Here is an 18,232-nt window from a genome sequence, read left to right as displayed (position 1 = left end):
AGTACGAGGGCTCTCGCCCGGCGCGCCGAGAGCACGCACCAGACGCCGCCGGACCGCCCTTCGGGCGACGACGGGAATTTGACGACAGGCCCTAGGCCGAGCCCCCGCGCTTTCCACAGAAACGGTTTACAGCTTCCTCCAGAAACTGTTCACAGCTTCTCCGTTTACAGCTTCTCCACCGGCGCGTACCGCAGCAGCAGCTTCTTCGGGCGCTCGTCGCCGAAGTCGATCGTCGCCTGCGCGTCCGAGCCCGAACCGGTCACCGAGACCACCGTGCCCAGACCGAACTGGTCGTGGGTGACGCGGTCCCCGATGGTCAGCGCGATCACCGGCTTGTCGCTGGTGCGCCGGGTCGCGAAGCCCGAGGGGCCCGAGCGCGCCCGCGAGGAGGACAGGCCTCCCGCGAGGCCCCCGCCCAGCCCCTTGCCCGAGACCGGGCCGGCCGGGGCGGCCATCGGGCCCGTCCGCTTCCAGTCCAGGTGCTGGGCCGGGATCTCCTCCAGGAACCGGGACGGCGGGTTGTACGAGGGCTGGCCCCAGGCGCTGCGCATCGAGGAGCGCGTCAGATACAGCCGCTCGCGGGCGCGCGTGATGCCCACGTACGCCAGGCGGCGTTCCTCCTCCAGCTCCTTGACCTGGCCGAGCGCGCGCATGTGCGGGAAGACGCCGTCCTCCATGCCGGTCAGGAACACCACCGGGAACTCCAGACCCTTGGCGGTGTGGAGGGTCATCAGCGTGATCACGCCGGAGCCCTCCTCGTCCTCGTCGGGGATCTGGTCGGAGTCGGCCACGAGCGCGACCTGCTCCAGGAACTCCGCCAGCGTGGGCGTGCCCTCGGCGCCCTCCGCCTCGCCGCGCGCCTGCTCGAACTCCAGGGCCACGGCGGCGAGTTCCTGGAGGTTCTCGATCCGGGTCTCGTCCTGCGGGTCGGTGGAGGCCTGGAGCTCGGCCAGATAGCCGGTCTGTTCCAGGACCGCCTCCAGGACGACGGCGGGGCCCGCGCCCGAGTCGACGATGGTGCGCAGGTCGTCCATGAGCTGGTTGAAGCGCTTGACGGCGTTGGCCGAGCGGGCGGCCATTCCGTACGCCTCGTCGACGCGGCGCAGCGCCTGCGGGAAGGTGATCTTCTCGCGCAGCGAGAGCGCGTCGATCATCGCCTCGGCGCGCTCGCCGATGCCGCGCTTGGGCACGTTGAGGATCCGGCGCAGCGGCACCGAGTCCTCCGGGTTGGCGAGTATCCGCAGATAGGCGAGGACGTCGCGGACTTCCTTGCGCTCGTAGAAGCGCACGCCGCCGACGACCTTGTACGGCAGGCCGACCCGGATGAAGATCTCTTCGAAGACACGGGACTGGGCGTTGGTCCGGTAGAAGATCGCCACGTCGCCCGCCTTGGCGTCGCCCGCGTCGGTGAGCCGGTCGATCTCGTCGGCGACGAACTGCGCCTCGTCGTGCTCGGTGTCCGCCACGTAGCCGGTGATCCGGGCGCCCGCGCCCGCGTCCGTCCACAGGTTCTTGGGGCGGCGGCTCTCGTTGCGCTCGATGACCGCGTTGGCGGCGGAGAGGATCGTCTGCGTGGAGCGGTAGTTCTGCTCGAGCATGATCGTCGTCGCGTCCGGATAGTCCTCCTCGAACTGGAGGATGTTACGGATCGTGGCGCCCCGGAAGGCGTAGATCGACTGGTCGGCGTCACCGACCACGCACAGCTCGCCGGGCGCCTCGTCCTGCCCGGCCGGGCCGATCAGTTCGCGCACCAGCGTGTACTGGGCGTGGTTGGTGTCCTGGTACTCGTCGACCATCACGTGGCGGAAGCGGCGGCGGTAGTGCTCGGCGACGTCCGGGAACGCCTGGAGCAGGTGGACCGTCGTCATGATGATGTCGTCGAAGTCCAGCGCGTTGGCCTCGCGCAGCCGCGCCTGGTACATCGCGTACGCCTGCGCCAGCGTCTTCTCGAAGCCGTCGACGGCCTGGCCGGCGAAGGTCTCCTCGTCGATCAGCTCGTTCTTCAGGTTCGAGATCTTGGCGCTGAAGGACTTCGGCGGATACCGCTTGGGATCAAGGTCGAGGTCGCGGCAGACCAGCGCCATCAGACGCTTGGAGTCGGCCGCGTCGTAGATCGAGAACGACGAGGTGAAGCCGAGCCTCTTGGACTCGCGGCGCAGGATCCGCACACAGGCGCTGTGGAAGGTCATCACCCACATCGCGTGCGCGCGCGGGCCGACCAGCTGCTCGACGCGCTCCTTCATCTCGCCCGCGGCCTTGTTGGTGAAGGTGATCGCGAGGATCTGGCCGGGGTGGACGCCCCGGGTGGCCAGCAGGTGGGCGATGCGGTGCGTGAGCACCCGGGTCTTGCCGGAACCCGCACCGGCCACGATGAGCAGCGGGGAGCCGGCGTGGACCACGGCCGCCCGCTGGTTCTCGTTCAGCCCCTCCAGGAGGGTCGCCGGGTCGACCACCGGGCGCGGGGCGCCGTCCCGGTAGTACGCGTCGCGGCTCGGGGGTGCGTCGAAACGGCCCTGGAAGAGGTCGTCCGGCACCTCCTCGCGGACCGGGCCGTCCTCGGGCGGCGGCGGGTGCTCCTCCTCGGAGGGCTGGAGGTCCGCCAGGAAGCTGTCGTCAAAGAGGCTGCTCATCGTCTCCCGAGTCTAGGACCCCGGTCTGACAGCCCGCTGCCGCCTTCGCACAGACCGGACCAACGGTTACGGAGAGTGAAGGTCACGGGAATGTATCGGGCCTGTCGGACATCAACCTTCCCAGCGGCCGCGCGAGTTGGCTAGCGTGCCGCCTCAACCGGGGAACGACCCCGCCCGGGGACCACCCCCGTCCGGCACGATCCGGAAGGAGGTGTCGGCCTTGCCCTCCCACCGCAAGCCGCGCACCCTCATACGTTCGGCCGCTCCCGCCGTCGGGATCACCACGGCCGCGCTCGCCTCGGTGAGCCTGCTGGCCCAGAGCGCGGGCGCGGCCCCCGGCAGGCCGAAGCCGACGGTGGAGGAGGTCCAGCGCAAGGTCGACGACCTCTACCGGCAGGCGGGCACGGCCACCGAGACGTACAACCGGGCCAAGGAGGCCACCGACGTCCAGCGCACCAAGGTCGACGGTCTGCTCGACCAGGTCGCCCGCGGCACCGCCCGGCTGAACGACACCCGCCGCGCCCTCGGCAGCTACGCCGCCGAGCAGTACCGCACCGGCGGCATGGCCTCGACCGTGACCCTGATGCTCGCGGACGACCCGCAGGCCTTCTTCGACCGCAACCACCTGATGAAGCAGCTGACCGGCCGCGAGGAGCAGGCGCTGCGGGACTTCGAGACCGAGCGCGCGGGCATCGCGAAGAAGCGCGCGGACGCGGCCCAGGGCCTGGAGCGGCTGACCGCGTCGCAGGAGGCGCTGCGGGCCGGCAAGCAGGACGTACAGACCAAGCTGGCGGCCGCGCGCACGCTGCTGAGCACGCTCACCGCGCAGGAGAAGGCGCGGCTGGCGGCGCTGGAGGAGAAGAAGGAAGCGGAGGCGCGCAAGAAGGCGGCGGAGCTGGCCGCGCGGCAGGAGGCGGCACGGAAGGCCGCGGAGGCGGCCGAGGCCGCGAAGAAGCCTCCGACGGCGCCGGAGACGGGTACGGGTACGGGTACGGGTACGGGTACGGGTACGGGTACGGGTACGGGTACGGGTACGGGTACGAGTACCGGCACCGGCACCCCCTCCGCCTCCACCAAGGCCGCGAAGGCGCTCGCGTTCGCCCGCGCCCAGATCGGCAAGCCGTACGTGTGGGGCGCGACCGGGCCGTCCTCGTACGACTGCTCCGGGCTCACCCAGGCCGCCTGGAAGGCCGCCGGGGTCGATCTGCCGCGCACCACCTGGGACCAGGTCAAGACCGGCACCCGGGTCGCCACGGATGAGCTGCGCCCCGGTGACCTGGTCTTCTTCTACGACGACATCAGCCACGTCGGCATGTACATCGGGAGCGGGATGATGATCCACGCGCCGAAGCCGGGTGCGTACGTACGCGAGGAGTCGATCTACTACATGCCGATCTACGGGTCGGTCAGGCCCGCGTGACCGCCGGCGCGGCTCACGTCCACAGCGTCGCGATGAAGATGTTCGCCACGGTGAGGCCGCCCACCGCGCCGAACAGCGCCTTCTCCACCTTCTCGTCGTCCCGCTTCACATAGACCAGGCCGAGGATCACCACCAGGACCGCCAGCTTCAGGCCGATCTTGGCGGTGTTCACGGAGTGGTCGTCGGCCTGGTTGAGGCCGACCAGGGCCACGCCCGTGACCAGCATGGTCAGCGCGCCGTGCAGCATGGCGGGCACGAAGCGCGCGGTCCCGGCACCCATCGCCTTCATCTGGGTCAGAAAGCCTCCGAGCAGCGAGGCGATGCCGATGATGTGCAGGGCGACGAAGACATTGATGAGTACGTCCATGGCTCGCGAGCCTAGCCATCCCGTATCACGGCCCGGCGGGCAGGTGGTACGTCCACGGCTCGCGAGCCATGCGATCCCGTATCACGGCCCGGCGGGCAGGTGGGCCTCGTCCGGCTCTTCGGTCACAGGGGCATCGGGAAGTGGGCCTGACCGACGATGGACCGGTCACATCCGGTCGCACTGTCGCCGGAACAGAACACTTCGCCGCTTTGCGTTACCCCCCCGTGTCACCCAGGTTTAGCGTCCTCCCCCAGGTGACCGACTCCCCATCGCCGCCCCCTCCAGGGTGGCCATCGGTCACCCAGCCGAGAGATCCGGCGGCGGGCCGTCCCCCCTGTGCGGTCCGTCGCCGGATGTGCACGGAAGGACGTGAAGGCCCCAGTGGCTGCGCACCGAAAGCCCAGGCAGCACCCGCTCACCGGCCCGGCCGCCCGCACCGCGGCGACCCTCGCACTGGCCGGAGCCGCCACCGCCACCGCCTTCGAGGGCACCGGACACGCCGAGCCCCGCCTGACCCCGGCCCAGGTCAAGGCGAAGGTGGACAGCCTGTACCACGACGCGGAGGTCGCCACCGAGGCGTACAACGGCACCAAGGAGAAGGCGGACGACGCCCAGAAGTCCGTCGCCGCGCTCCAGGACGAGGCCGCGCGCAAGACCGGCCGGCTCAACAGCGCGCGCAACGCGCTGGGCTCCATCGCCACCGCCCAGTACCGCACCGGCGGGGTCGCCCCCGCGCTCCAGCTGATGCTCTCGTCCGACCCGCAGCGGTACCTGGACGACGCGGCCTTCCAGGAGCGGGCCGGGGACCGTACGGCGAACGCGGTGGCCGGGGTCCGCAAGCAGCTCGCCGAGCTGAAACGGCTGCACACCGCCGCCGACGGCAGACTCGCCGAGCTGCGCGGCCACCAGGCCGAGCTCAAGCGCCAGAAGGAGACCGTCACGGCGAAGATCGACTCGGCGCAGGCGCTGCTCGCGCGGCTGACCGCCGAGCAGCGGGCCGCGTACGACAGCCAGGACGGCGCGCGGGACGGCGCGGGCGCCCCCGCCCGCGCCGACCGCTCCTCCGGCCCCGGTGCACCCGCCGCGCCCGCCGGGCTGCTGCCCGCCCCCAGCGGCCGGGCGGCGGCCGCCGTGGCGTACGCCTACACCGCGCTCGGCAAGCCGTACGTGTGGGGCGCGACCGGGCCGTCCGCGTTCGACTGCTCGGGGCTGACCCAGGCGGCCTGGGGGGCGGCGGGCGTCGCGCTGCCCCGGACCACGTACACCCAGATCAACTCCGGCTCCCGGGTGTCCCGTTCCGCCCTGGCCCCCGGCGACCTGGTCTTCTTCTACTCGGGCATCAGCCACGTGGGGCTGTACATCGGCGGCGGCCAGATGATCCACGCGCCGCACCCGGGGGCGCCGGTGCGGATCGCGCCGATCGACCAGATGCCGTTCGCGGGGGCGACGCGGCCGGCGTGAGGGCGCTCGGACGAGCCCCCGTGAGGAACGCTCAGACGCCGTTCGCGGGCGCGCGGCCAGGCCCCCTGCCCCCTGGCTCAGCTCCTTGGTGGGCCAGACGCTCAGACGCCGTTCGCGGGCGCGGCCCGGCCCCCCTGGCCCAGCTCCTTGGTCAGCCAGCGGAAGACGTCGGGCACCTGGTGCTCCCAGACGCTGCTGCGGTGGCCGCCGCCGTTCAGCCGGACGACGTGGACGGTGGTCGGGGCCTTGGCCGCCTTCTTCAGGGCCAGGCCGTCGTTGTAGCCGTCGCCCAGGTCGCCGGAGACGAACAGCGAGGTGCGCGGCGGGGTCTTGGCGTTCTTGAGGATCCACAGCGGGTTCGACTCGCGGCGCAGCTTCGGGTCGTGCGCGGTGATCGAGGCGCCCTCGGCGGCCGGGTCGTTGTAGCCGGAGAGGTCGACGCCGGCGCGGTAGCGGTCGGGGTGCTCGACGGCGAGCTTGGCCGCGCAGTGGCCGCCCGCCGAGTACCCCGCGACGGCCCAGCCCTCGGGCCCGGTGGCGGCCCGGAAGTTGTCGGTGATCATCTTCCGTACGTCCACGCTGATCCAGGTGTCGGCGTTGACGGTGCCGGGCACGTTGGCGCAGCCGGTGTCGCGGCCGTCCAGGAGCGTGGTGCGCGGCGAGACGAGGATGAACGGGGCGACCTCGCCGCGCTGCATCATGGGCGCGAGCTGACGCTGGGTGTGGAGCGAGCCGAACCAGGCGCCGATGGAGCCCGGATAGCCGGGCAGCAGCTCGACCACGGGGAACGTCTTGTCCTTGTACGCGGGGTCGTCGTACTGCGGCGGCAGCCAGACCGCCACATCGCCCTCGACGCCGGAGATCGCGCCCTTGAGCGTGGTCTTCATGACGCCGTTCCCGACCTTGCCCTTGTACTCCCTGAAGTTCTGCTTGACCTTGGGCGCGGAGGCGGCCTTCTTGCCGCCGGTGCCGTCGGGGCCGAGGTCGGGGGCGGCGTTGACGTGGTTGCCGGTGCCCAGCAGGTCGTCCCAGTTGTCGTAGAGCCCGTTGGCGTTGTTGACCATCACGAAGACCACGAGGATGGCGGTGAACTGGGCGAACAGCAGCATGAGCAGCCGTGAGGCCCCGCGCACCACGGCCGGGCCGCCGATCCTGCTCCACAGGAACAGGGGCAGCAGCAGGGCCGCCACCGCCACGACTACGGCGGTCAGCAGGAAGGGGGTTCCGGTCAGGCTCATCACGGACGTGAAGAGCCGGATGCGCCGAGGGGAGTTGCCCCGCTTTGCAAGGCCTTTACTCTTCCGGTGCTTGATTCCGTACGTGACTCCGCTCTCACCGGTCCCCCCACGATCCCGCTGAGCCAGCGGAAGGCCTGCGGCACCATCGGCTTCCAGACGGTCACCCGGTGGCCGCCGGTGGAGGGGACGACGGTGACGCGGGTGGGCGGCTTCGCGGCCCGCTGGACCGCCAGGCCGTCGTCGTATCCGTCCTGGGGCTCGCCGGAGAGATAGAGCGAGGTCAGGGGCGGGCGGCGGGCGTGCGTGAGGATCCACAGGGGGTCGGTGGTGCGCCGCAGCCGTGCGTCGTGGGCAGCGATGGAGTCGGGCTCGGCGGCGGGGTCGTTGAAGCCGGAGAGACCGACGGCCGCGCGGTAGCGGTCGGGGTGCTCGATCGCGAGCTTGGCCGCGCAGTGGGCGCCGGCCGAGAACCCGGCGACGGCCCAGCCACCCGCGTCCTTCCGTGCCCGGAAGGTGTCGGTGACCATCTTCCGTACGTCCACACTGAGCCAGCTGTCGGCGTTGACCACGCCCGGCACGTTGGCGCAGCCGGTGTCCTTGCCGGGCAGCAGGGTGGTGCGCGGCGCGACGAGGATGAACGGCGTGACCTCCCCGCGCTCCGTCATCGGCTCCAGCTGCGTCTGTACGTCGAGGTTGCCCCACCAGTCGCGGGTAGAGCCCGGGTACCCGGCGAGCAGCTCGACGACGGGGAAGTCCTTGTTCCGGTACGCCGGTTCGCCGTACTGCGGCGGCAGCCATACGTACACCTCCCCCTCGGCACCCGAGAGCGCCCCCTCGAGGTGGGTGAGCCGCAGCCCCGGCCCGAGGTCGGGGTCCCCGGTGACGCGCGAGAAGCTCTGCCGCACGCGGGGAGCGGCGGCGATGTCCCGCCCCCCGGTCCCGTCGGCCCCGAGGTCGGGCGCGGCGGCGACGTGGCTCTCGGTGCCGAGCAGATCGCCCCAGCTGTCGTACATCCCGTACCGGTCGTTGACGGCGACGAACACGACAAGAACGGCACTGACCTGCGCCACGCCAACCATCCCGACCCGCACCCCGACCCGCAGCGCCCTCGGCCCCCGGACCCGTCCCCATACGGCCAGGGGGACGACGAGAGCGAGGGCGGTGGTGAGGAGGGCGGCGACGAGGACGGGGGTGCCGGTGAGATCGGTGAGGTCGCTGAGGCTGGTCAGACTCTTCAGGTCGGTCTGGCTGGTCACGCGAGGGTAGAGGGGTGACGAGGGTGTCCGGGTTGACTGGTTTGCCGGTTTTTTACGTGCGGGGACTCCGACGTCTTGGTGATACGGGCCAGATCCTCCGCCGAGCGCCCGGTCTCGGCCTTCCGGAGCGTCGCGTACGCGGGGTCGTCGGAGACCGCCCTCATGACCAGGATGAGCGACTGGGTCTCCACCGGCATGCGGACGACGCCGGAGGGCCGGGGCGCGCGTGGCGCCGACGGCGCTTGTGAGTTCGTGACTGTCACGGCTCCGTGGCGCCCCCGCGTCAGTTGGTGGTGTCGGTCAGATAGCCCTTGGCCTGGGACAGGCCGGTGGTGTGGCTGTCGTGCATGCGCCGGATGTACTCGTCCACCAGCTTCCGCGCCTCCGGGTCACCGGTGCCGTAGCGGCCCTCCCCCCAGGTGTTCACCACCGTGCGCATCTGGGTGTCGGCGTTGAGGTAGGTGTCGGAGATCTTCGCGTTGGCTTTGGCGTCCGCAGCCGCCTTCAGGTCGTTCCCCCACATCCATGCCAGTGTGTCCACACCGCGCTGCTGCCCGTCTCCGACGACGAACGTCCCGCCGCCGGCCATGGGGATCGACATCGGCGTGACGATTCCGCCGATGATGTGGTAGGCCACCTTCGCCTTCCAGTCCGCCGCCGAATAGGCTTTGACGCGGCCGTCGTTGAGCACGTCCTCACGGATCGCCGTGTACGTGCCCAACGCGTTGCCCGACTTGGCGAGGAGATCGTTCTGGTCGAGCGGACTGGCGCCCTTCGGGAGTCTGCCCAGCTCCTGGTCCAGATAGCGCAGTTCCGTCTTGCTGAGGTCCGCGAAGGCGGCCGGATCCTCGGAAAGCCCCCGCATGACGTGCACCAGCTTGTCCGGTGTCGTGGCCAGGTGCGCCATTCCCTGGTCGTCCACGAAGAACCCGCCGTTCATACCGCGGATGTAGCCGCCGCCGGCGTTGCCGAGGATCTGGTGGGTGTCCGGTGTGTACTCGGCCAGGGCCTTGGCCACCGCCGCCTGCATGTTCTTGTGCACCTCGGTACTGGTGCCCTGGTCGAGCGTGCCGATGATCCCGTTCATCACGCGGGCCTGAGCCCCGGTGTGCGTGGGCACCGGCCAGGGGTCCTGGTTCGGGCCGAAGGGCGGGTGTCCGGTCGCCGCCGCCTCCAGGGCGAGCCCCAGTCCGGCATGACTGTCGGGCAGGTCGAACGTCGCCGTGGCCACCACCACCACCCCGCCCGTCACCATCTGCTGCGGCCACTCGCGCGTACCGCTCCCGTGCCCCGCGAGGTAGTGGAGGTGGTCCGCGCCCGTCCTGTCCGCCGGGTCGAAGAAGAACGTCGCCGCGTCCGGGTTCTTGCTCATCACGCCCAGCAGCGCGTCGATCGGGTCCGGCGTGATGCCCTTGTAGTCGGCGCCCGATGTGTCGAAGCGGCCGTGCTTCTCCTCTTTCTCGGCGGCGATCATCTGGTCGCCCAGCGCGTTCAGATACTGGTCGTCGTACGGGGTGTCGGCCTTCTGCATCAGCGTGGTGAGGATCTGGTACCCGTGCAGCGGCCGCGATTCCTCCCCGTAGTTGTGGACCCCCGCCTTCTCCATCCCCTCCATCCACCCCTTGTAGAACTTCCCGTCCGGGCTGTTCAGCCACTCGTTGTACTTGGCCGAGCCCGGCGGCAGGTCCGCGACCCTGCCGGGGACCGTCGTCGCGGTGGCCAGGGACGTGGCGAAGCCGCGTTCCAGGGTCGCGTAGTCGTCCTTGTGGGACTTGCCGGAGATCGACCAGTCGTTCACGTGCCGGGTGAACTTGATCGCTCCGTCCGGCCCCAGGCTCTGCAGCAGGGTCTGGGTGAAGACCTTGTCGTGGGCGTTGTCCCGGAACAGGGCTTCGGCCCGGGCCAGTTCCTCCGGGGACAGCTTGTCGCCGTCCTTGATCTTCTCGGCCAGCGGGATCGCGGCCTGGGCCTCGTAGTACTCCACGTCGCCGTTTGCCTTGGCGTTGAAGCCGTTCGAGTCGTCCAGCGGGTCGGTGTCGCGGCCCACCGCTTCCAGGGCGGTCCTCACCCCCTGGTCGGCGTCGTTCATCGCCGACACCGCCTGGTCGATGTGCTGGGACCAGGAGTTCTCCACATCGCGCAGCTGCGGGTCGTGCCGGATGGCCTCGCCCTCCGCCGCGCTCACGCTGCTGTAGTCGAAGCTCGCCACGCCCGCCTCGGAGACCTTCATATGGGCTCTGATGGCATCGTCCCGCGCGGACTCCACCCTCTTCTTCAGGTCCACGAACTGGGCGTACGCGTCTCGCAGCAGCGAGGCGACCGCCTTGGCCTCGATCTGCGCCGCCGCGTACTGGCCGCGCGTCTTCGTGAAGCTCGGCCGCGAGTAGAGCGACGCTTTCCCGGTCCAGGTGCCGTCCAGACTCACGCCTTGGACCTGGCCCTTGTACCGGTCCTCCAGCTTCTTGAACTCCCCCGCCATGTCGTCCCACTTGGCGGCGGCCGTATTGAGCTGCGACAGGTCGGTCTTCATGATCTGTTCGTAGGTCGGCATATCGGGCTCCTACGGTCGCTGCGGCGGCGAGATCCGGTTGAGCTGGGACGGCCTGACGAGCGGGGCGAAGTCGTTGCCCACGAAGATGTCGTTGGTGACGAACAGCCTGTTCGTCTCGCGCAGCGCGGACTTCTCGCCGGCCAGTCGGCCGAGCAGCACCATGAGCGACTTCCACCAGGCGTCCTGGGCCTTGGTCAGCCCGGCCGCCGTCGCCCAGCCGTCGAACGCCTTGACCGCCGTGATGCTCGCCTCGTCCGCCCAGACACCGGCCCGCCTGCTGTTGGGCTCGAAGTCCGTCTCTATGTCGTTGGCGGCGGCCTTCTTGCGCTCGGGGCTGGCGTTCAGGTCCTTGTCACCGCCCGGCGACGGCGGAAACGGCCCGTCGTATGCCCCGTTGAGCCGCGTGCTCGCCGGCTGTCGTGCCGCTGCCGCCTTGCTCGACACCCACTCCTCGTCAAAGCCCATGGACGACCCCTCCCCCGGGTCCGGCGATCACCTTTGCATCGCAACTACCGTGCGTGGAGCGCATGTTGGGATTGACGCCGTCCTGACAATCCCGGTTCCCATGTACCTCCCCCCGTTCGGCCGGGCCCCCTCAGACCAGCCGCCGAGCCGTAGCCCACCGCGTCAGCTCATGGCGGTTGGAGAGCTGGAGCTTGCGCAGGACCGCCGAGACGTGGGACTCGACCGTCTTCACCGAGATGAACAGCTGCTTGGCGATCTCCTTGTACGCGTAGCCGCGGGCGATCAGCCGCAGGACCTCCCGCTCGCGCTGGGTCAGGCGGTCCAGGTCCTCGTCGACCGGCGGCGCGTCCGTCGACGCGAACGCGTCCAGGACGAAGCCCGCCAGGCGCGGCGAGAACACCGCGTCGCCGTCCTGGACCCGGAAGATCGAGTCGACCAGGTCCGTACCCGTGATCGTCTTGGTGACGTAGCCGCGGGCGCCGCCCCGGATCACCCCGATCACGTCCTCCGCCGCATCCGAGACGGACAGCGCGAGGAAGCGCACCGGATTCTCCGCGGCCGCCATCAACGGGGCCGAACGGCGCAGGACTTCCACGCCGCCGCCGCCCGGCAGATGGACGTCGAGCAGGACGACCTCCGGCCGGGTCGCCGTGATGACGGTGATCGCCTGGTCGACGTCGGCCGCCTCGCCGACGACCTCCACGCCCGTCTCCTCGGTACGGCCGATCTCCGCCTGGACGCCCGTGCGGAACATGCGGTGGTCGTCGACCAGGACGACCCGCACCCGCCGCTCGGCACCGCCCTGGGCTCCCTGGGTCTGTTGCGTCGTCATCCGTCCGCCCTCTCCATCTCCAGCTCGACCTCGGTGCCCCCGCCGGGCACCGAACGCAGCCGCGCGGTTCCGCCGTTGCGCTGCATCCGGCCGATGATCGATTCTCGTACGCCCATGCGGTCGTCCGGGACCGCGTCCAGATCGAAGCCGGGGCCCCGGTCCCGTACGGACACGAAGACCGTACGGCCCTCGACCTCCGCGAAGACCTGGACGGCGCCGCCCTCGCCACCGTACTTGGCGGCGTTCACCATCGCCTCGCGCGCGGCCTGCATCTGTGCGGACAGCCGGTCGTCGAGCGGGCAGTCGCCGACGACCACGACCTCCAGCGGCACACCGTGCTTGTCCTCGACCTCGGCCGCGGCCTTCTTCACCGCCTCGGCCAGGGTCTCCGGCTCCTCCGACTCGTCCTTGCCGGTGCCCCCCGGCTTGTAGAGCCAGGCCCGCAACTCCCGCTCCTGGGCGCGGGCGAGGCGCCGCACCTCGCCCACGTTCTCCGCGTTGCGCTGGATCAGCGTGAGGGTGTGGAGCACCGAGTCGTGCACATGGGCGGCGACTTCGGCGCGCTCCTGGGCGCGGATGCGCATCAGGCGCTCCTCGGAGAGATCCTGGGTCATCCGGACGAGATAGGGGCCCGCCAGCAGGGCTATGCCCGCGATGACCGCGAGCGCGGCCGTCAGGACGTTGCCGAGCTGGGCGGCCGAGCCGCGCACCACCACGAACCCGGTGAAGCCCGCGCCGACCAGCGCCACCCCGGCCAGCCCCCGGGCCAGCGGCAGCAGCCGGCTGCGCCGGGCGCCCTCGGTCCAGCGGGCCCGCCGGGCGTTGTCCGCCTGGCGCCACACCAGGATCACGCCGGCGCCGACGAGCAGCGTCGGCCAGATGTACGGACTGGCCCAGCCGCCCACGTTCACATTGCCGGCGAAGATCGCCGCGCCGACGCAGAGTGCGATCAGGGCGACGACCTGGCCCTTGTCGGGCTTGCGCAGCCGTCTGCGGCCGTCGGGGCTGACCTCGAACGCCGAGCGCGGCTCGGCCGCCGTACCGCCCAGGCCGAGCGGCACCACGAACCAGAACACCGCGTACAGCAGCGCCCCCAGCCCGTCGATCATGAACAGGCCGAGGAAGACGATCCGCACCCACACGACCGGCAGCCCGAGGTGTCCGGCGAGACCGCGCGCCACGCCACCGAGCATCCGCCCCTCGGCCGAGCGGTAGAGCTTGCGCACGGGGGGTTCGTCGGCCTCGGGGGGCGCGGTTCGGGCAGCGGCGACGGGCATGCACCGATCGTCACACGTCCGTGCGGGTGCGGGCATCAGGGTAAGCCCCCAGGACGCCCCTGATCCGAGATCCACGGGAGGGGGAGACGAGATCCGCGGGAGGGGGAGACGAGTTCCCCGTCCGAGGGAGCCGAGGTCCCCGCCCGGGGTGAGCCGGGATACCCGCACAGGGGACCCGGGATCCCCCGCCCGGGGGAGGCCCCACCTCCGCATCAGGGGCAATCTCAGGGAGAGGCCAGGGTCGGGGCGGGTGCCGCCCCGGCGGACCGCCCGTCACCATGGAGTCATGACTCAGCCGACCGAGACCCCCGTCGCGCCCCCGGACCCGGATCCGGACCCGGCGCCCGCTGCGCCGCAGCTGCGCCGCAGCGGTCACAACAAGGTGATCGGCGGCGTCTGCGGCGGGCTCGGGCGGTACTGCGACATCGACCCGGTGATCTTCCGGATCGCGCTCGGCGTGCTCACCGTCACCGGCGGCCTCGGCCTGGTCTTCTACGGGTTCGGCTGGCTGCTGCTCCCGCTCGACGACGAGGACGAGAACGAGGCGCGGCGGCTGCTGTCCGGGCGGGTCGAGGGCCCGGCGCTGGCCGCTGTGCTGATGGCGCTGGCGGGCTGCGGGATCTTCCTGTCCATGCTCAGCAACGGCTCGGTGATGAGCTTCGCCTGGCTGCTCACGCTGGCCGTCGCGGGCCTCGGCGTCTGGTCCCAGCGCCGCTCGGGCACGCACACGGACATCCCGGTGGACGCGGCGGCCGACCGGACGGCGCCCGGGGTCGCCTCCCCGGCCTTCGGCCCCGGGGCGGCCCCGCCCGAGACCAAGGCGCCGCCCACCCCCGTCTCGCCCTCCTGGTGGCGCGACCCGATCGTCAAGGACGGCACCACGGGCCCGGTCGGCACCGGCTATCTGTGGGGTGCCGAGGGCGCCGACGCCCTGCCCGCGTCCGAGGCCGGGGCGCGCGCCAAGGCGGACCGGGCCAAGAAGGCGGCCGACCGGGCCACCCGCGGCCCCCGTCCCATCGGCGGGTTCGTCTTCCTGCTCGCACTGCTCGCGGGCGGTGTGGGCACCGCGGGCGCCTGGAGCCACCAGCCGCTGGGCACCGCGCTCCAGATCGGCCTCACCGCGGCCCTCGTGGTGTTCGGACTCGGCCTGGTGATCAGCGCGTTCGTCGGGCGCACGGGCTTCGGCACGCTCTTCATGGCGGTGCTCACAGCCGCCCTGCTCGCCGGGGCCTCGGCGCTGCCCAAGACCATCACGACCCAGTGGACCAGGACCGACTGGGCCCCGGTCGCCGCGGCCGACGTACAGCCGTCGTACGCCCTGGGGTCGGGCGAGGGCACCCTCGATCTGAGCAAGGTCGCGGTCCCGGTGGGGCAGAGCGTGAAGACGCGCGCGGAGGTGGGCGCCGGGCGGCTCAAGGTCGTCGTGCCCAGGGGAGCGACCGTGAAGGCGCACATCGTGGTGGGCGTCGGTGACGTCCAACTGCCCACCGAGAAGCCGGAGGACGTCGACATCCAGCCCAACCAGAAGAAGACCGTGACGCTGCCGCCGCCCGCCGGGGCGGCCCCGGCCGGAACGCTGGAGCTCGATCTGCACGTCTCCATCGGCCAGGCGGAGGTGGACCGTGCCGCGTCATGAGTTCCGGCCCGGACGGCTGATCGCGGGAGTGGTCATGCTGGCCACCGCCGCCCTGTTCGCGGGCGACGCGGCCGACGCGTGGCAGACGCCCTGGTACCGGGCGATCCCGCTGGTCTGCGGCGGCCTGAGTCTCGCCGGGCTCGCCAACTGGATCGCCTACGGGGTGCGCAAACGGCGCCGCGACGCGAGCCAGGCGTCGGCGGACAGCAGCGGTGTCCCCGCCAGCACCAGCGGCAGCCAGGCCATCAAGTAGGCCAGGTCGTTGCCGTAGTAGTACGGCGTGGTCGCCCAGCTCACGGTCAGCCACAGGCTCAGCGAGATCAGCGCGCCGCCGGTCGCCGCGAGCCGCCCGAACAGGCCGACCAGGATGCCGAGTCCGACGGCGATCTCGCCGATGGCGATGGCGTACCCGAACCCGACCGGGTTCTTCAGGGCCAGGTCGACGAGGGCGGGGATCGCGGAGCTGTCGTGCACCGAGTGCATCAGCTCCCCGATCGAGCCGCTGCCGCTCGCCTTGAGCGTGGTGGTGCCGCCGGTGAGCTTGTCGAACCCGGCGTAGACGAAGGTGACGCCGAGGAAGACGCGCAGCGGCAGCAGCGCGTATTTGCCGGCCGTCGCCTTCGGCCCCCGCAGGCCCCCGCCGGTGGCCGCCTCGCCTCGCGTCCGGGTGAGATTTCCGTGTGCCATCGCCGTTCCCGCCTTCCGTAACCCCTGTCACCAGACCATACGTACGGGAGCGGCGGGCGGCTCAACCGGTTCACCTCTCAACCGCTTCGCCGCGCGAGCGGTTCCCCGGCCGGTGGCGCGGGCTCAGTCGGTCACGTCGATCGCCACCCGGTTCGTCTCGACGCCGGCCGCCGTGATCACCCGCACCTCCACCCGCCCCGGCTCGACGTCCACCGGGACCGGCACGGTCAGCACGGTGTCGCTGGGGTTGGCGAAGCCGCCGGTGACCGGGATCAGCGGCACATGGACGTGGACCGCGCCGATCCGCACGACCATCCGGGCGAGCCGGTCGGGGGTGCCCGCTCCGGGCGGCACGAATCCGGCGCCGCGGATCTCGATGTCGTCACCGGTACGGATCGGCGCGTCCAGATCGCCCGCCTCGCGCGCCCGGACGACCGAGAGCACGACGGGACGACCGCCTTCGGCGTACTTCCCGGCGAAGTACGTCAGCGCGGAGACGGCCACGAGGATGGCCAGCGCCCACGGCAGATCGGGCAGCCGGTCGGGCCGCCGGGCCAGGCGTACGGCGGCGAACAGCACCGCCACCGTGGAGACCAGGACGTACTGCACGTCCGCGAAGCTGCCGCGCCCGGCGTCGTCGGTGAGCAGGTCGGCGGCGCGCGGCCGCTCCGCGCGCACCTTCTGCAGCCGCTGCCCCGCGATGCGTACGGCCACCACCCGGCGCACCACCACGCTCACCGCGCTGACCAGCGCGACCACCGTCAGCAGGCCCGCGCCATGGGAGACTCCGAGGCCGTCGATCAGCGCGTCGCGCTCCTTCGCGCCGGACGCCCCGGCCAGCCGGACGGCGAGCAGGAGCACCGCGAAGGCCACCAGCAGCACCCAGGCGGCGGCCACCGCGCGCGAGGTGGAGAGCCGGTTGTCCTCGCCGACGACCGGCGCGAGCAGTCCGCCGCGCGCCCGGTGCAGCCACGCCGCCCCGGTCAGCGCCACCGCCACGCCCAGGGCGGCGGCCAGCCCGGCGCTCCTGGGGTGGGTCCAGCCTGCGCCGATCGCGGTGAAGGACTCCACCAGGGCCAGCACGGCGACGCTCCCCCACACGCTCGCGAGGGTGGCCCGCCAGACCGCGCTGGGCCAGGCCTGGCCCGCCTCCCGGCCGCGTTCGGCGAGCGCCCGGGCGGACTGGGTCAGCTCGTCCGAGACCCACTGGCGGGACGCCCCGGCGGAGTGCGCGACGGCGGCGGGCAGCCCTTCTCCGGCGGCGAGCCCGTCGCGCTTGGCCAGGAACTCCGCCACCGCGCGCCGGTGGCCGTTCCGCGCCCCGGGACCGCAGTCACCACCGCATTGCCGAGCCTCCTGCACCGCCACGGAAATGTCGCCCTTCCCTCAAGTCACGTCGACTGTCAGGGAATTGTGCCGTACGAAAGCCGTCCTCCGGTCGACAGGGGCGCGCTGCGCGAGTGATTGACGCATCATCAAATTGACGTGCTACGACAGGAGTTCGGGTTCCGACTCGCTGATCTGGCGCCACATCGGCTGGTAGTTGATCCACGCGACCAGATCGCTGCCCAGTTGGTCGCGGGTGGTGACCGCGTCCCGGCGGTCGATGAGCACCGGCTTCCCGGCCGCCCGCGCGGCCAGCTGCACCTCGCTGCACCGCTCCATCGAAAGGAACCACCAGGCCGCCGCGTCCACCGAGTCCCCCACGGTCAGCAGCCCGTGGTTGCGCAGGATCACCGCCTTGTACGGGCCGAGCGCGGCCGCGATCCGGCGCCCCTCCCCGGCGTCGACGACGACTCCCGTATAGGCGTCGAACAGCGCGTGGTCCTCGAAGAAGGCGCAGGCCTCCTGGGTGTACGGCTCGATCAGATCGCCGAGCGCCGCCAGCGCCCTCCCGTACACCGAGTGGGTGTGCGCCACCGCGACCACCTCGGGGCGGGCCCGGTGCACCTGGGCGTGGACCGCGAAGGCCGCCTGGTTGACGTGGTAACGGCCGTCGACGACCTGGCCGTCCCCGTTGACCATGACCAGCTCGCCCGCGGTGACGCGCGCGAACGGCACGCCGAAAGGGTTCACCCAGTAACAGTCCTCGAACTCCGGGTCGCGCGCCGAGATGTGCCCGGAGACCCCCTCCTCACAGCCGGCCCGCGCGAACAGCCGCAGGGCCCCGGCCAGCCGCTCCTTGCGGTGCTGCCGCTCCTCGGCCGGGGTGGCGTGGACGGGCGGCAGGGCGAAGTGGAGCGAGTCGACGGGTATCGGCGCGGGGGCGGGCCGTTGCCCGGACGGCTGCGGGATCTCGGTCATGGCCGGGAAGTTACCGCGCGTTCCCGCAGGTGAACAGAGTCGTGCGGGAGCGGATACAACGGCGCCGCCGCCCCGGAACCCGGGACGGCGGCGCCGATCGGCTCATGC

15 protein-coding genes are annotated in these 18,232 nt (G+C 71.6%); 4 read left to right on the top strand and 11 right to left on the bottom strand.

Annotation, left to right across the window (positions count from 1 at the left end; all coding sequences use genetic code 11):
• Nucleotides 1-164: 164 nt before the first annotated feature.
• Nucleotides 165-2,630 (bottom strand): DNA helicase PcrA, encoded by a 2,466-nt coding sequence (pcrA, locus tag AB0G17_RS32290; protein ID WP_361390352.1) that lies wholly within the window; start codon nucleotides 2,628-2,630, stop codon nucleotides 165-167.
• Nucleotides 2,631-2,850: 220 nt separating this feature from the next.
• On the opposite strand from pcrA, the gene AB0G17_RS32285 reads away from it, so the two are divergent.
• Nucleotides 2,851-4,050, top strand: a complete 1,200-nt coding sequence (locus AB0G17_RS32285) for an NlpC/P60 family protein (protein ID WP_361390350.1) — start codon at nucleotides 2,851-2,853, stop codon at nucleotides 4,048-4,050.
• Nucleotides 4,051-4,063: 13 nt separating this feature from the next.
• On the opposite strand, the gene AB0G17_RS32280 is transcribed toward AB0G17_RS32285, so the two are convergent.
• Nucleotides 4,064-4,417 carry a hypothetical protein gene (locus tag AB0G17_RS32280; RefSeq protein WP_101389673.1) on the bottom strand — a complete coding sequence of 118 codons (354 nt, stop codon included), beginning with the start codon at nucleotides 4,415-4,417 and terminating at the stop codon, nucleotides 4,064-4,066.
• Nucleotides 4,418-4,798: 381 nt separating this feature from the next.
• Between AB0G17_RS32280 and AB0G17_RS32275 the strand changes: the two genes are divergently transcribed.
• Nucleotides 4,799-5,878: an NlpC/P60 family protein gene (locus AB0G17_RS32275; RefSeq protein ID WP_361390348.1), complete on the top strand. Its 1,080-nt coding sequence runs from the start codon at nucleotides 4,799-4,801 to the stop codon at nucleotides 5,876-5,878.
• 101 nt (nucleotides 5,879-5,979) lie between these two features.
• On the opposite strand, the gene AB0G17_RS32270 is transcribed toward AB0G17_RS32275, so the two are convergent.
• The 6 genes from AB0G17_RS32270 to AB0G17_RS32245 form a co-directional block, all read right to left on the bottom strand.
• Nucleotides 5,980-7,116 (bottom strand): alpha/beta fold hydrolase, encoded by a 1,137-nt coding sequence (locus tag AB0G17_RS32270; RefSeq protein ID WP_361390346.1) that lies wholly within the window; start codon nucleotides 7,114-7,116, stop codon nucleotides 5,980-5,982.
• Entirely contained in the window at nucleotides 7,116-8,372 is a 1,257-nt protein-coding gene (locus AB0G17_RS32265; protein WP_361390344.1) for an alpha/beta hydrolase-fold protein, read from the bottom strand. Before AB0G17_RS32265 ends, AB0G17_RS32270 begins: the two co-directional genes overlap by 1 nt.
• A 283-nt stretch (nucleotides 8,373-8,655) precedes the next feature.
• A complete protein-coding gene (locus tag AB0G17_RS32260) occupies nucleotides 8,656-10,923 on the bottom strand; it encodes a hypothetical protein (RefSeq protein WP_361390342.1) in 2,268 nt (755 codons plus the stop codon).
• A gap of 9 nt (nucleotides 10,924-10,932) precedes the next feature.
• Nucleotides 10,933-11,388, bottom strand: a complete 456-nt coding sequence (locus AB0G17_RS32255) for a hypothetical protein (protein WP_361390340.1) — start codon at nucleotides 11,386-11,388, stop codon at nucleotides 10,933-10,935.
• A gap of 130 nt (nucleotides 11,389-11,518) precedes the next feature.
• Nucleotides 11,519-12,220, bottom strand: a complete 702-nt coding sequence (locus AB0G17_RS32250) for a response regulator transcription factor (protein WP_361390338.1) — start codon at nucleotides 12,218-12,220, stop codon at nucleotides 11,519-11,521.
• Complete coding sequence (locus AB0G17_RS32245) at nucleotides 12,217-13,497, bottom strand: PspC domain-containing protein (RefSeq protein ID WP_361390336.1); 1,281 nt, start codon at nucleotides 13,495-13,497, stop codon at nucleotides 12,217-12,219. Before AB0G17_RS32245 ends, AB0G17_RS32250 begins: the two co-directional genes overlap by 4 nt.
• Nucleotides 13,498-13,783: 286 nt before the next feature.
• On the opposite strand from AB0G17_RS32245, the gene AB0G17_RS32240 reads away from it, so the two are divergent.
• Nucleotides 13,784-15,133 (top strand): PspC domain-containing protein, encoded by a 1,350-nt coding sequence (locus AB0G17_RS32240; RefSeq protein ID WP_361390334.1) that lies wholly within the window; start codon nucleotides 13,784-13,786, stop codon nucleotides 15,131-15,133.
• Entirely contained in the window at nucleotides 15,120-15,386 is a 267-nt protein-coding gene (locus AB0G17_RS32235) for a hypothetical protein (protein WP_361390332.1), read from the top strand. Before AB0G17_RS32240 ends, AB0G17_RS32235 begins: the two co-directional genes overlap by 14 nt.
• On the opposite strand, the gene AB0G17_RS32230 is transcribed toward AB0G17_RS32235, so the two are convergent.
• From AB0G17_RS32230 to AB0G17_RS32220, 3 genes are all read right to left on the bottom strand, one after another.
• Nucleotides 15,290-15,820, bottom strand: a complete 531-nt coding sequence (locus AB0G17_RS32230) for a DoxX family protein (protein ID WP_361390330.1) — start codon at nucleotides 15,818-15,820, stop codon at nucleotides 15,290-15,292. The genes AB0G17_RS32235 and AB0G17_RS32230 overlap by 97 nt on opposite strands.
• A gap of 123 nt (nucleotides 15,821-15,943) precedes the next feature.
• The gene (locus AB0G17_RS32225; protein ID WP_361390358.1) at nucleotides 15,944-17,194 is read right to left on the bottom strand and encodes a hypothetical protein; all 1,251 of its coding nucleotides are present in this window, start codon (nucleotides 17,192-17,194) and stop codon (nucleotides 15,944-15,946) included.
• Nucleotides 17,195-17,308: 114 nt separating this feature from the next.
• Entirely contained in the window at nucleotides 17,309-18,124 is an 816-nt protein-coding gene (locus AB0G17_RS32220; protein ID WP_361390328.1) for a class II aldolase/adducin family protein, read from the bottom strand.
• Between the last annotated feature and the right edge of the window lie 108 nt (nucleotides 18,125-18,232).

Origin of the sequence: Streptomyces sp. NPDC023838, assembly GCF_040639555.1 — a bacterium.
Taxonomy (GTDB): domain Bacteria; phylum Actinomycetota; class Actinomycetes; order Streptomycetales; family Streptomycetaceae; genus Streptomyces.
This window is presented reverse-complemented; position numbering and strand designations above follow the sequence as displayed.